12 protein-coding genes are annotated in these 12,546 nt (G+C 61.7%); 4 read left to right on the top strand and 8 right to left on the bottom strand.

Annotation, left to right across the window (positions count from 1 at the left end):
* The first annotated feature begins 74 nt into the window (after window positions 1-74).
* The gene (locus tag PKE98_RS02415; protein ID WP_271193673.1) at window positions 75-458 is read left to right on the top strand and encodes a response regulator; all 384 of its coding nucleotides are present in this window, start codon (window positions 75-77) and stop codon (window positions 456-458) included.
* Between the two features lie 167 nt (window positions 459-625).
* Here PKE98_RS02415 and PKE98_RS02410 read toward each other — a convergent pair whose 3' ends face one another.
* Window positions 626-1,423 carry an N-acetylmuramoyl-L-alanine amidase gene (locus PKE98_RS02410; RefSeq protein WP_271193941.1) on the bottom strand — a complete coding sequence of 266 codons (798 nt, stop codon included), beginning with the start codon at window positions 1,421-1,423 and terminating at the stop codon, window positions 626-628.
* Between the two features lie 236 nt (window positions 1,424-1,659).
* Between PKE98_RS02410 and PKE98_RS02405 the strand changes: the two genes are divergently transcribed.
* On the top strand, window positions 1,660-3,084 hold the full coding sequence (locus tag PKE98_RS02405) for a DASH family cryptochrome (RefSeq protein ID WP_271193672.1): 1,425 nt from the start codon (window positions 1,660-1,662) through the stop codon (window positions 3,082-3,084).
* 83 nt (window positions 3,085-3,167) lie between these two features.
* On the opposite strand, the gene PKE98_RS02400 is transcribed toward PKE98_RS02405, so the two are convergent.
* Genes PKE98_RS02400 through PKE98_RS02390 form a run of 3 tightly spaced genes read right to left on the bottom strand, consistent with a single transcriptional unit; the run spans window position 3,168 to window position 5,560 of the window.
* Window positions 3,168-3,962 carry a thymidylate synthase gene (locus PKE98_RS02400; protein ID WP_271193671.1) on the bottom strand — a complete coding sequence of 265 codons (795 nt, stop codon included), beginning with the start codon at window positions 3,960-3,962 and terminating at the stop codon, window positions 3,168-3,170.
* Window positions 3,959-4,768: a prolipoprotein diacylglyceryl transferase gene (lgt, locus tag PKE98_RS02395; protein WP_271193670.1), complete on the bottom strand. Its 810-nt coding sequence runs from the start codon at window positions 4,766-4,768 to the stop codon at window positions 3,959-3,961. The genes PKE98_RS02400 and lgt overlap by 4 nt, the downstream gene beginning before the upstream one ends.
* Window positions 4,769-4,777: 9 nt before the next feature.
* Entirely contained in the window at window positions 4,778-5,560 is a 783-nt protein-coding gene (locus tag PKE98_RS02390; protein WP_271193669.1) for a sulfite exporter TauE/SafE family protein, read from the bottom strand.
* 159 nt (window positions 5,561-5,719) lie between these two features.
* On the opposite strand from PKE98_RS02390, the gene PKE98_RS02385 reads away from it, so the two are divergent.
* Window positions 5,720-6,466: an NRDE family protein gene (locus PKE98_RS02385; protein ID WP_271193668.1), complete on the top strand. Its 747-nt coding sequence runs from the start codon at window positions 5,720-5,722 to the stop codon at window positions 6,464-6,466.
* 112 nt (window positions 6,467-6,578) lie between these two features.
* On the opposite strand, the gene ptsP is transcribed toward PKE98_RS02385, so the two are convergent.
* Window positions 6,579-8,858 carry a phosphoenolpyruvate--protein phosphotransferase gene (gene ptsP / locus PKE98_RS02380; RefSeq protein WP_271193667.1) on the bottom strand — a complete coding sequence of 760 codons (2,280 nt, stop codon included), beginning with the start codon at window positions 8,856-8,858 and terminating at the stop codon, window positions 6,579-6,581.
* Window positions 8,859-9,035: 177 nt separating this feature from the next.
* On the bottom strand, window positions 9,036-9,515 hold the full coding sequence (locus PKE98_RS02375; protein ID WP_271193666.1) for an RNA pyrophosphohydrolase: 480 nt from the start codon (window positions 9,513-9,515) through the stop codon (window positions 9,036-9,038).
* 152 nt (window positions 9,516-9,667) lie between these two features.
* On the opposite strand from PKE98_RS02375, the gene PKE98_RS02370 reads away from it, so the two are divergent.
* A complete protein-coding gene (locus PKE98_RS02370) occupies window positions 9,668-10,324 on the top strand; it encodes a histidinol-phosphatase (protein ID WP_271193665.1) in 657 nt (218 codons plus the stop codon).
* An 86-nt stretch (window positions 10,325-10,410) separates the two neighbouring features.
* Here PKE98_RS02370 and PKE98_RS02365 read toward each other — a convergent pair whose 3' ends face one another.
* Both PKE98_RS02365 and ilvA read right to left on the bottom strand, forming a co-directional pair.
* Window positions 10,411-10,851, bottom strand: a complete 441-nt coding sequence (locus PKE98_RS02365; RefSeq protein ID WP_271193664.1) for a DUF2269 family protein — start codon at window positions 10,849-10,851, stop codon at window positions 10,411-10,413.
* Window positions 10,852-10,914: 63 nt separating this feature from the next.
* Complete coding sequence (gene ilvA / locus PKE98_RS02360) at window positions 10,915-12,429, bottom strand: threonine ammonia-lyase, biosynthetic (RefSeq protein ID WP_373877795.1); 1,515 nt, start codon at window positions 12,427-12,429, stop codon at window positions 10,915-10,917.
* Window positions 12,430-12,546 lie beyond the last annotated feature (117 nt).

Genomic DNA, 12,546 nt, shown 5'->3' with positions numbered 1-12,546 from the left:
AGACCGAAGGGTTGGTCAGCCAATTTTCCAACCAGTTGCACTTTTATTTTTTGCCCCTAATTCGAGACCGTTTCATGCCCGACAGCCATAGCCAGAACGCCCACAAAACCATCCTGCTGGTCGAGGACGACGAGGTCGTGCGCATGCTGACCGTCGAGGTCTTGGAGGAGCTCGGTTATAACGTGCTGGAAGCCGAAAACGGCCCGGACGCGCTGGCCATTATCCAAAGCGAGCAGCCACTGGATTTGCTCATGAGCGATATCGGCCTGCCCGGCATGAGCGGCCAGCAACTGATGGCCGCTGCACACCAGAGCCGCCCCAACTTGCCGGTGCTGTTTGCCAGCGGCTATGCCGCACAGGATTACCAGACCGGCGTCAGCCAGGCGAAAATCGCCACCATCACCAAGCCGTTCAGTCTGGATTTGTTGCGCACCACCGTGGCTGGCATGTTGGCGTAGGTTGGGCGAAGCCCAACGGTACGAAGGGACATGCCCACTCGCCGTGTCCAGACGGACCGCGGTGCCACTTGCAGGTGCAGACAGGACAGCGGCGCCCTCTCAGGTCCGCCGTGGAAACGATAGTGGGGCGACTTTTTGGGTAACGTTGGGTTTCGCTGCACCCCAACCTACCGCGGTTTATTCATCCGGTTTAATACCACCAACAACGCTGCCGTTTGCGCATCCGGCTGGCCGTCGAAACGGTGCGGCCGGAAATGCATCTGGAAGGCGGCCAGCACATGGTGCGTGGCGACATCCAGCTCGCCATTCTGCGGCGTGGCGTACCCCAGATTGGCCAACTGATGCTGGTACCAACTGATGGGCGGCAGGTTCTGCTCGAATGCCATTTGCGCCTCGGCCACGGCCTTGGCTTCTGGCCATAAACCGAAACCGGCTTTTGCCAAACGCTCCCAAGGGAACAGCGGGCCCGGGTCGAGCTTGCGCAATGGGGCAATGTCGCTGTGGCCAATCACATGGCGCGGCTCGATATGGTTGCGGGCGGTGATGTCTTTGAGCAGCGCAATCAGTGCGTCGATCTGCATATCGGTAAAGGGGTACCACACCCGCCCTTGCGGAGTTTCGTCGTAGCCAGGGTTCACCAGCTCGATGCCGATGGAGGTGGAGTTGAGCCAGGTGCGCCCTTCCCACTCGCTTTCGCCGGCATGCCAGGCGCGCTTGCTCTCATCCACCAGTTGGTAAATCGTGGCCGGGCCGGCGTCGATCAGGTAATGGCTGCTCACTTCACCTGTGGTCAGCAGCTGCAACGAGCGCTGCAGGTTGGTGGAGGTGTAGTGCAGGATTACGTATTGCACCCGCTCGTCCTGATTTTTCGAGGGGTGGCTGGTGTCGATCCGCAGGCCGGTGGTGCAGCCTAGAAGCGAAGTAAGCAGAGCAGCTAAAAGCAGGTTTTTCATCGGAAATCGCAGTTGGGCTTTGGTTAAAACGGGTGGCTAGTTGCCACTTCAGCGGCGCCCTATGTATAAGGAGCGGTAGTTTAGTGCTTTACGACGGGCACTGCCGAGCGGATCCGCTCGGTGTCAGTTTCCCGGCGAAAAAAGCGCCAGACAAGCGGCGTTATGGAAAAAAAACGCACGCCTATATTTAGCTGCATGCCCTCTGGGGCACTCTTCGATGCCGCCAAGCACTGACAAGGAAATCATGCATGCGCCGCTCCTTACTGTGGTTCAAACACGACCTGCGTCTGGATGACCACCCCGCTCTGATTGCTGCCGCCAGTAGCGAGCGAATGCTGCCGGTTTACGTGTTGGACCCCAAATTATTGCAGCAAGGCCAACTGGGCGCCCGCGCGCTCGGCGTACACCGTGCGCGTTTTCTGCTGGAAAGCTTGCTGGCATTGGATGGCGCCCTGCGCGCACGGGGCTCCCACCTGCTGGTGGTGCAGGGCCAGCCGGAACATATTCTGCCGCTGCTGGCCGAGCGGCTGGATATCAGCGAAGTGGTCACCCACGAGGAAATCGCCCCACAGGCATTGAGCGAAATCGCCCGGCTGCGCGCGAAACTGGGCCAGGTGCCGCTGCGCCTAGTGCCGGGCCACGGCCTGCTGCAAGCCAGCGAACTGCCTTGCCCGGTCGAGCAGTTGCCCGCGGTGTACCGCGATTTTTGTGCCGTGATGGAAGAACGCCTGGTGGTGTTCCAGCCGCTGGCCGCACCCGAGCGGCTGCCGGCTATTCCCGAAGCGGCCGTGGAGCTGCTGATGCCGCCGCCCACCCTGTCGCACCTGGGGCTGGGCGAACCGATTCATATCGCCGACAGCGCCTTTCCGTTTTCCGGTGGCGAAGCCGCCGCCCAGGGCCGCCTGCGTGATTACCTGTGGGACAGCCAGGGCGTGCGCCAATACGCCAGCGCCCGTGACAGCCTGATTGGCACTGAATATTCCTCCAAGCTGTCGCCGTGGTTGGCCAATGGCTGCCTGTCGGTGCGCCGCGTAGTAGCCGACCTGCGCCGCCACGAAGCGCAGTACGGGCGCAATGAGTCGACCCAGGAACTGTGGCGCGCGGTGTTATGGCGCGAGTTCTTCCGCTGGACCCTGGTACGCCGGGGTGAGGCGCTGTTCCAGGCCGGCGGCCTGAAGGCGACGCAGCAAGCGCCAACGGCCGTGGACGAACGTTTTCTGCAATGGACCCAAGGCCGCACCGGTATGCCGCTGGTGGATGCGTGCATGCGCGAGCTGGCGGCCACCGGCTTTATCAGCAAGCGTGGGCGGCAAGTGGTGGCCAGTTATCTGGTCAATGAGCTGCGTCAGGACTGGCGCCACGGCGCGGCCTGGTTCGAAGAGCATTTGTTGGATTATGAAGCGGCGAGCAATTGGGGCAACTGGGCGTACCTCACCGGCATCGCCTGCGATCCGGTACGTAGCCAGACCCTCAATCCACTGCTGCAAGCGCGGCGGTTCGACCCTGAAGCGGCGTACGTGAGCCTGTGGTTAAGCGAGCTGCGGGCCTTGCCGGTGGCGATGCGGCATACGCCCTTCGTGCTGTCGCACCTGCAATTGAATGCGCTGAATTACCCGCGTCTGGAGCATGTGCCAGAGAGTTGGCAGCCGTATTTGCCGGGCGCTGCGGCTTAGAGCGCGCCGTCCCCTGTAGGAGCGAGCTCGCGAAGCTCTTGATTCAAGAACTTCGCCAGCAAGCTGGCTCCTACGGTCGCGGTTTACACCGCGACCGGCGCAGAAATATGCGGGTGCGCCTGGTAATTCTGCAGGTCGAAGTCTTCGAATTTGAAGGCAAACAGGTCTTTTACGTCCGGGTTCAACTTCATGGTCGGCAACGGCAGCGGCTCGCGGGTCAGCTGCAGGTCGGCCTGTTCCAGGTGGTTGGCGTACAGGTGGCAGTCGCCGCCGGTCCAGATGAACTCACCCGGTTGCAGGTTGCACACCTGCGCCACCATCAGGGTCAGCAGTGCGTAGCTGGCGATATTGAACGGCACGCCCAAAAAGATATCCGCCGAGCGCTGGTACAGCTGGCAGCTCAACTTGCCGTCGGCGACGTAGAACTGGAACAGCGCGTGGCAGGGTGGCAGGGCCATCTGGTCGACCAGCGCCGGGTTCCAGGCCGAAACCATCAGGCGGCGTGAGTCGGGGTTCTTCTTGATCATCTCGATCAGCTTGCTGATCTGGTCGACTGACTCGCCGTTGGGCGCCGGCCAGTTGCGCCACTGGTAGCCGTATACTGGACCGAGGTCGCCGTTTTCGTCGGCCCATTCGTCCCAGATGCGTACGCCGTGGTCCTTCAGGTACTTGATGTTGGTGTCGCCCTGCAAAAACCACAGCAACTCATGGATGATGGATTTCAGGTGGCACTTCTTGGTGGTCACCAAGGGAAAACCATCGGCCAGGTTGAAGCGCATCTGGTGGGCGAACAGGCTGTAGGTGCCCGTGCCGGTGCGGTCGGCCTTGAAGGTGCCGGTCTCGCGCACCAGGCGCATCATGTCCAGGTACTGTTTCATTGCACGACTCCTTTAGGGGCGGCAGGCTCGCGGCGGTAGGCCCAGACGATCAGGGCAACACCTGCAACGATCATTGGCACGCACAGCACCTGGCCCATGGTCAGCCAGCCCCACGCCAGGTAACCCAGCTGGGCGTCCGGCACGCGGACGAATTCGACGATAAAGCGGAAGATGCCGTAGAACAGCGCGAACATGCCGGAAATGGCCATGGTGGGCCGCGGCTTGCGCGAGTACAGCCAGAGCACGGCAAACAGGGCCACGCCTTCCAGTGCGAACTGGTACAGCTGCGAGGGGTGACGCGGCAGTTGCGCAGGGTCGGTGGGGAAGATCATTGCCCACGGCACGTCGGTGGCCTTGCCCCACAGCTCGGCGTTGATGAAGTTACCGATACGCCCGGCGCCCAGGCCGATCGGCACCAACGGGGCGATGAAGTCCATCAGCTCGAAGAAGCTTTTGCCGTTGCGCCGGCCAAACCACAGCACCGCGAGCATCACGCCGATAAAGCCGCCGTGGAAGGACATACCGCCGCGCCACACTTCGAGAATCAGCATGGGGTTGGCGATATAAGCCGGCAGATCGTAGAACAGCACATAACCCAGACGCCCACCCACGATCACGCCCATGGAGGCCCAGAACACCAGGTCGGAAAGTTTTTCCTTGGTCCAGGTGGGGTCGAAACGTGCCAGGCGGCGAGAAGCCAGCAACCAGGCGCCGCCGATGCCGACCAGGTACATCAGGCCGTACCAGTGGATCTTCAGCGGGCCGAGGGCCAGGGCCACCGGGTCGATGTTCGGATAAGCCAGCATGTGGACTCCTTAAATCAAGAAACTGGTACCCACGCAAACCAGCAGCAGGGCAAATAAACGTTTAAGCAACACGGGGGACAAGCGGTGCGCCAGACGCACGCCGAATTTGGCAAAAAACATACTGGTCAGGGCAATGCCCAGCAGCGCGGGCAGGTACACAAAGCCTAGGCTCCAGACCGGCAGACGCGGGTCGTGCCAACCCACCCAGATAAAACTCAGGGCGCCGGCCAGGGCAATTGGAAACCCGCAAGCCGAGGACGTCGCCACCGCCTGCTGCATGGGCACACTGCGCCAGCTCAGGAACGGTACGGTCATCGAACCGCCACCCACGCCAAACAGCGCCGAGGCCCACCCGATGATCACGCCTGCCACGCTGAGCCCGGGCTTGCCTGGGACACCACGGCTGGCTTTGGGTTTCAGGGCGAAGGCCATTTGAATGGCCACGGCGATGGCAAACACGCCGATGATTTTTTGCAGGTACTCACCGTGGATGGCCTTGGCCGTCAGCGCGCCGAGGCCGGCTCCCACTACGATGCCCAGGCTCATCCACACCACGATCTCCCAGCGCACCGCGCCTTTGCGGTGGTGCTCACGCACGGCATTGATCGAGGTGAAGATGATAGTTGCCAAGGAGGTGCCAACCGCCATCTGGGTGAGAATCGCCGGGTCAAACCCCTGTGCGGTAAAGCTGAACACCAGCACGGGCACGATGATAATGCCGCCACCCACACCGAACAGCCCGGCCAGCACACCGGCCCCGGCACCGAGTAGCAAATAGAGCAAAAATTCCATCCGCACCCCCAAAACAATGCGGCATGGTAACGGAAGCGCCCGGCCCTCTCCAGAGATGACGATCGGCGTGACGGACGAGTAAAGTGAGCGGGCCCCCGGCACGGGAGTGCCTGTACGCAGTCGATCACTGCGCCAGAAGCCTGTCATAAGGAATTGGAAATGTGTCTGATCGTTTTCGCCTGGCGCCCCAACCACGCTCAACCGCTGGTGTTGGCCGCCAACCGTGATGAATTCTACGACCGTCCCGCACTCCCTCTGGCGCCTTGGGAAGACGCTCCGCAGGTGCTCGCTGGCCGCGATCTGGAAGCCGGCGGCGCCTGGCTCGGCATCGCCGCCGGCCAGCGTTTTGCGGCCCTGACCAATATCCGCGACCCACGCCAACCGCCGTTTGGCCGCTCCCGCGGCGAATTGGTGGCCGAGTTTCTACGCAGCGACCTGTCACCGGCGACTTACCTCGACGACCTGCTACCACGCGCCGGCAACTACGCCGGCTTCAACCTGCTGCTGGCAGATGCGCAGCAGATGTGGTTCTTCAACTCCCGCGAAGGGCAGCCGCGGCTGCTGGAGCCTGGCGTGTATGGATTGTCCAACGCCACCCTCGATACGCCCTGGCCAAAGGTAGACAAGGCCAAGGCGGCCCTCAGCGAAGTACTGGGTGCGCCCGAACCCGAAGCGCTCTTCGCCATTCTTACCGACCCGCAGCGCCCGCCCGATGCCAGCTTGCCCGATACCGGCATTGGCCTGGCCAGCGAGCAGTTGCTTTCCAGCGTGTTTATCGCCAGCCGCACTTACGGCACCCGCGCCTGCAGCGCGCTAATTACCCAGGCCGATGGCCTACGCTTGTTGGTGGAGCGCAGTTTCGGGCCTTACGGCGGGCATTTGGGCGAGGTGCGGTTGGAGGGGTAACACTTAAGACATGGCGGTGTAGGGCGAATACCGCACCCGGCGGTATCCGCCGACTCATTTTATGGCACGGCGGATATCCGCAAACGGATATTCGCCCTACGTTTATCCAGCGTCAGGACTGGATAGTGGCGGCCGGATTGAGCACCCGGCTCAACCCAAGGTTACGCAGCGCCAGGTGCAGGCTGCTGTGGATAACCTGTGGATTATCGATGGTCATCAACTGCGCCAGCAGCTCCTTGGCTTTGCTCAGGCTGATCTGGCGCAGCAGCCATTTTACCTTCGGCAGGTTGGTGGCGTTCATCGACAGGCCGTCAAAGCCCATGGCCATCAGTAGCACCGCTGCCGAGGGGTCACCGGCCATTTCGCCGCAGATGCTCACCGGCTTGCCTTCGGCATGGGCGCCATCGACCACCAGCTTCAGGGCGTGCAGCACGGCGGGGTGGAGGAAGTCGTAGAGGTCGGCAACCCGCGGGTTGTTACGGTCCACCGCCAGCAAGTATTGGGTCAGGTCGTTGGAGCCGACGGACAGAAAATCCACCTGCCGCGCCAATTCACGCACCTGATACACCGCCGCCGGCACTTCGATCATCACGCCCACCGGCGGCAACGGCACGTCGGTGCCTTCGTCGCGCACTTCGCCCCAGGCCCTGTGGATAAGATGCAGCGCTTCCTCCAGTTCAGCGACACCGGAAATCATCGGCAGCAGAATGCGCAGGTTATCCAGGCCCTCGCTGGCTTTGAGCATGGCGCGGGTTTGCACCAGGAAGATTTCAGGGTGGTCGAGCGTGACGCGAATGCCGCGCCAGCCGAGGAACGGGTTGTCTTCCTTGATCGGGAAGTAGGACAACGCCTTGTCGCCACCGATATCCAGGCTTCGCATGGTCACCGGCAGCGGATGGAAGGCGGCCAGTTGCTCGCGGTAGATGGCCAGTTGTTCTTTTTCGCTGGGGAAGCGCTCTTTCATGATAAACGGCACTTCAGTGCGGTACAGGCCCACCCCTTCGGCGCCGCGCTCCTGAGCGCGTACCACGTCGGCCAGGAGGCCGGTGTTTACCCACAGCGGCATGCGGTGGCCGTCGAGGGTTTCGCACGGCAGCTCGCGCAAGGCGCTGAGGCCCTGGGTGAGTTGGCGTTCTTCTTCCACCACTTCGACGTATTGCTTGCGCAGCACGTCGCTAGGGTTGGTGAAGACTTCACCGTGGTAGCCGTCGACAATCAGTTGAATGCCGTCGATTTTCGAGTACGGCAAATCGACCGCACCCATCACCGTGGGAATGCCCATGGCGCGGGCGAAGATCGCCACATGGGAGTTACCCGAACCCAGTACCGACACCAACCCAACCAGCTTGCCTTCGGGCACTTCGCCAAGCATGGCCGGGGTCAGCTCTTCACTGACCAGAATGGTGTTGTCGGGATAAACCAGGTTTTGCTGGCGCGCCTGCTGCAGGTAGCTGAGCAGGCGGCGGCCGAGGTCTTTGACGTCCGAGGCGCGTTCGCGCAGGTAGGCGTCGTCCATCAGGCCGAAGCGGTTGACGTGCTCGCCCACCACCTGGCGCAGGGCGCCCTGGGCCCACTGGCCGGTCTTGATCACGGTGGTGACTTCACCACCCAGGGCGGCATCGTCGAGCATCATCAGGTACACATCGAACAGCGCACGTTCTTCCGGGCGCAGTTGGGTGGCGAGCTTGGCGGACAGCGCGCGCATGTCGGCGCGTACGCGCTCCAACGCCTGATTGAACAGCAAGAGCTCGGCAGCAATGTCGGTAACGGTTTTGTCCGGTACCACTTCCAGGTCGGCAGGCGGCAGCACCACCACGGCGGTACCCACGGCCGCGCCCGGCGAGCCGGCCACACCGGTGAATTTGGCTTCTTGAATGCCTTTGCCCTGACGGCCCAGGCCGCGGATGGAGCCGGTGGCCTCAGCGTGCGCAATAACACCGGCGAGCTGCGCGCTCATGGTCACCAGGAAGGCTTCTTCGCCCTCGTCGAACTGGCGACGCTCCTTTTGCTGAATAACCAGAACACCCATCACCCGACGGTGGTGGATGATCGGCGCGCCAAGGAACGAGGCATAACGCTCTTCACCGGTTTCGGCAAAGTAGCGATAGCGCGGGTGATCGGCAGCGTTTTCCAGATTCAGGGGTTCTTCGCGGGTACCGACCAAACCCACCAGACCTTCGCTGGGGGACATGCTGACCTTGCCGATGGAACGCTTGTTCAAGCCCTCGGTGGCCATCAGCACAAAACGGTTGGTTTCCGGGTCGAGCAGGTAAACCGAGCAGACCTGGCTGCCCATGGCCTCTTTTACCCGCTGCACAATAATCGTCAGCGCCGACTTGAGGTCTTTGGCGCTGTTCACTTCCTGGACGATCTTGCGCAGCGTGTTGAGCATGGCTCGAATGTGACTCCTTCGTAGGACCCCGTAAAAACTACTGCGCTCGATTAAGCTGCGTTGAAAACAGGCTCAACATGCTCATTGGCTACCGCCAACTCCGCTTTTTCGCCCCTTTTCGCCTTGCCTATCCTTCGCTCGCTGCGTTTTTACGCGGCCCGCAAACATGTTGAGTTTTCAGTCTCGTGCTAACAGACGCGGGGCCAGTTCCTTCAAGGCGCGGCGATACACTTCGCGCTTGAATGTCACGACCTGCCCCAGCGGGTACCAGTAACTCACCCACTTCCAGCCATCGAATTCCGGTTTGTTGGTCAAATCCATGCGCACCCGCTCTTCAGCGGACTTCAGGCGCAGCAGAAACCACTTCTGTTTCTGCCCGATGCACAGCGGTTGGCTGTGGGTACGCACCAGACGCTGCGGCAGACGATACCGCAACCAGCCACGGGTACAGGCAAGAATCTGCACATCTTCTTGCTCCAGCCCCACTTCTTCGTTCAATTCGCGGTACAGCGCTTCTTCCGGCGACTCATGGTCATTGATGCCGCCCTGGGGAAACTGCCAGGCATCCTGATTGATACGACGTGCCCACAGCACTTGCCCAACATCATTGGTCAGAATGATGCCGACATTAGGGCGAAAACCATCAGAATCGATCACGGCACAACCTCGTAAACGCATGTTTCGGCATTCTTTCACAAAGGTCGTGATGCCAGCAAACCGGCAGTTGTAGGAATGGGAAATGCCGTGTAAAGGCCGTATTCTGTGCCCCCCGTGTGATCCCCATAGTGACCTGTAAAGCGAGATTACCCATGCGCCTGGCTTTGTTCGACCTCGATAACACCCTTCTGGCTGGCGACAGCGATCATGCCTGGGGTGATTACCTGTGTGAACGCGGCATCCTTGACGGCGTGGCATACAAGGCGCGCAACGATGCCTTTTATCAGGACTACCTGGCCGGCAAGCTGAATATCACCGACTACCTCAATTTCAGCCTGGAAATTCTCGGCCGCACCGAGATGGCCCAACTGGACCAATGGCACCGCGAGTTCATGCGCGATTGCGTCGAGCCAATCATCACGCCCAAGGCAGTCGCCCTGCTGCAGCAGCACCGCGAAGCCGGCGACAAGCTGCTGATCATCACCGCCACCAACCGCTTCGTCACCGGGCCGATTGCCGCCCGTCTGGGCGTGGATACCTTGCTGGCCACCGAATGCGAGATGGTCGACGGCCGCTATACCGGGCGCACCACCGACGTGCCGTGCTTTAAAGAAGGGAAAGTGACGCGGTTGAACCGCTGGCTGGCAGAAACCGGGCTAAGCCTGGAAGACAGCTACTTCTATAGCGACTCGATGAACGACCTGCCGCTGCTGGAAAAAGTCGCCCACCCGTTTGCGGTAGACCCGGACCCGACGCTGCGCGCCGAGGCCGAGCGTCGCGGCTGGCCGGTGATCAGTCTGCGTGACTGATTACGCTTGGTAGGGTGTGGGGTACCGTCGCGTGCACCACACTATCGCTCGGTGCGCGGAGCACACCCTACGCGATCAACAGCGGCTTAGGCCGGCTTGGCGCCCATCAACCCCATGATGGCCACCAGCAGCACCAGAATCAGCACGCCATATACCAGGGCAAAGCGCTGCAGCCGCTGCGGCGCGGCGACCGGGCCTAACGCCTCCCAGGTAGCCAGGCGACCGGACAGCAGCAGCCCGACAATAAACAGCACAATAAACAGTACCGTGCTAAGCAGCAGCCACAGCTGGCTCAGCGGCCAACCGGCGACATGAACCAGGTAAAAGCCGCTTACCGGCAAGGTCGCCGCCAACACCGCAAAGACCGGCAGACTAATCAGGCGCGTGCGGCGCACTTTGCGTTGCAGCACCGCCATGTCGCCGCGCTTCTGGGCTTTGTACAGCATAAAAATATGAGCGATCACGCCCAGCGGCAGCAGCACTGCCACGGCACTGTGGATGATCTTGAACAGCAGGTAGTGTTCCATTCTTGCGTCCCTGTCAGGCGGTGTGCGCCTACCACCGGCGGTGGCGGCGCATCTGATCGTTAATTAACCCAGAAACAGTTTGTAGGCCGGGTTGTCGCTTTCATCCCAGTAGGGATAACCGATTTCTTCCAGTGCGGCCGGCACCAGATGGCGCTCATCTTCGGGCACCTGCAGGGCGGCGAGTACGCGGCCATCCGCCGCACCGTGGTTGCGGTAGTGAAACATGGTGATGTTCCAGCGCCCGCCCAGCTTGGTGAGGAAGTTGAACAGCGCGCCCGGTCGCTCCGGGAATTCGAAACGGAAGACGCTTTCATCCGGCACCGCCGCCGCATGGCCGCCGACGGCGTGGCGAATGTGCAGCTTGGCCAGTTCGTTGTCTGTCAGGTCGAGCACCGGGAAGCCCTGAGCGCGCAGCCCGTCCACCAGCGCCGCTCGCGGGTCGGTTTCGGGGTGGGTCTGCACGCCGACAAAAATGTGCGCTTCTTTTTCGGTGTGGTAGCGGTAGTTGAATTCGGTGATCTGCCGTTTGCCGATGGCCTCGCAGAAGGCCCTGAAGCTGCCGGGTTTCTCGGGGATGGTCACGGCGATGATGGCCTCTCGGCCCTCGCCCAACTCGGCACGCTCGGCCACGTGGCGCAGGCGGTCGAAGTTGACGTTGGCACCCGAATCGATGCCCACCAGCACCTGGCCGGTGATGCCTTCGCGCTCGACATACCGCTTGATCCCGGCCACGGCCAGGGCACCGGCCGGCTCGGTGATGGAACGGGTGTCATCGTAGATGTCTTTGATCGCCGCGCAGATTTCATCGGTGCTGACGGTGATGACTTCGTCCACGTAGTGCTGGCAGATATCGAAGTTGTTCTTGCCGATCTGCGCCACCGCCACGCCATCGGCAAACAGGCCCACCTGGCTCAGCACCACCCGCTCACCCGCCGCCATGGCCGCTTGCAGGCAGTTGGAGTCTTCCGGCTCGACGCCGATGATCTTGATTTCCGGGCGCAGGTATTTGACGAACGCCGCAATACCGGCGATCAGCCCGCCGCCGCCCACCGGTACGAAAATGGCGTTCAGTTGGCCCTGCTGCTGGCGCAGGATTTCCATGGCGATGGTGCCTTGCCCGGCAATCACGTATTCATCGTCGTAGGGGTGGATATAGACGTAGCCCTTCTCCTCCACCAGCTTCAGCGAATGGGCCAAGGCCTCGGGAAAGCTGTCGCCATGCAAGACGACCTTGCCACCGCGGCTGCGCACGCCCTGCACTTTCAGCTCAGGTGTGGTGCGCGGCATGACGATGGTGGCTTTCACGCCCAGGTGTTTGGCGGCCAGCGCCAGGCCCTGGGCATGGTTGCCGGCCGAGGCGGTAACCATGCCGCGGGCGAGTTCTTCCGGGCTCAGTTGCGCCAGCTTGTTATAGGCGCCACGAATCTTGAACGAGTACACCGGCTGCAGATCTTCGCGCTTGAGCAAAATCTGGTTGCCCGTGCGCTCGGAAAGCTGGCGGGCGGGCTGCAACGGGGTTTCCACCGCAACGTCATAAACGCGCGAGGTGAGGGTTTTCTTCACGTACTGTTCAAGCATGGCGGCATTCTTGGCTGTCAGGCGGGGGTGGGCCAGTCTACTCCAGCGCTCAGGCGTGCGGCCACCCGCTATCCGGCCAGCGAGGCTATAATCCGCGCCTCCCCGTTTACCTCAGGC

The sequence above is a fragment of the Pseudomonas turukhanskensis genome, assembly GCF_027922365.1.
Classification (GTDB): Bacteria; Pseudomonadota; Gammaproteobacteria; order Pseudomonadales; family Pseudomonadaceae; genus Aquipseudomonas; species Aquipseudomonas turukhanskensis.
The sequence above is the reverse complement of the archived record's forward strand: the minus strand, read 5'-3'. Positions and strand labels throughout refer to the sequence as shown.

Bases quoted from the DNA above. Each gene is read 5' to 3' on its own strand.
- PKE98_RS02370 (WP_271193665.1), top strand. From the start codon at position 9,668: ATGCGCCTGGCTTTGTTCGACCTCGATAACACCCTTCTGGCTGGCGAC.
- ilvA (WP_373877795.1), bottom strand. From the start codon at position 12,429: ATGCTTGAACAGTACGTGAAGAAAACCCTCACCTCGCGCGTTTATGAC.
- ptsP (WP_271193667.1), bottom strand. From the start codon at position 8,858: ATGCTCAACACGCTGCGCAAGATCGTCCAGGAAGTGAACAGCGCCAAA.
- PKE98_RS02390 (WP_271193669.1), bottom strand. From the start codon at position 5,560: ATGGAATTTTTGCTCTATTTGCTACTCGGTGCCGGGGCCGGTGTGCTG.
- PKE98_RS02415 (WP_271193673.1), top strand. From the start codon at position 75: ATGCCCGACAGCCATAGCCAGAACGCCCACAAAACCATCCTGCTGGTC.
- PKE98_RS02405 (WP_271193672.1), top strand. From the start codon at position 1,660: ATGCGCCGCTCCTTACTGTGGTTCAAACACGACCTGCGTCTGGATGAC.
- lgt (WP_271193670.1), bottom strand. From the start codon at position 4,768: ATGCTGGCTTATCCGAACATCGACCCGGTGGCCCTGGCCCTCGGCCCG.
- PKE98_RS02365 (WP_271193664.1), bottom strand. From the start codon at position 10,851: ATGGAACACTACCTGCTGTTCAAGATCATCCACAGTGCCGTGGCAGTG.
- PKE98_RS02385 (WP_271193668.1), top strand. From the start codon at position 5,720: ATGTGTCTGATCGTTTTCGCCTGGCGCCCCAACCACGCTCAACCGCTG.
- PKE98_RS02400 (WP_271193671.1), bottom strand. From the start codon at position 3,962: ATGAAACAGTACCTGGACATGATGCGCCTGGTGCGCGAGACCGGCACC.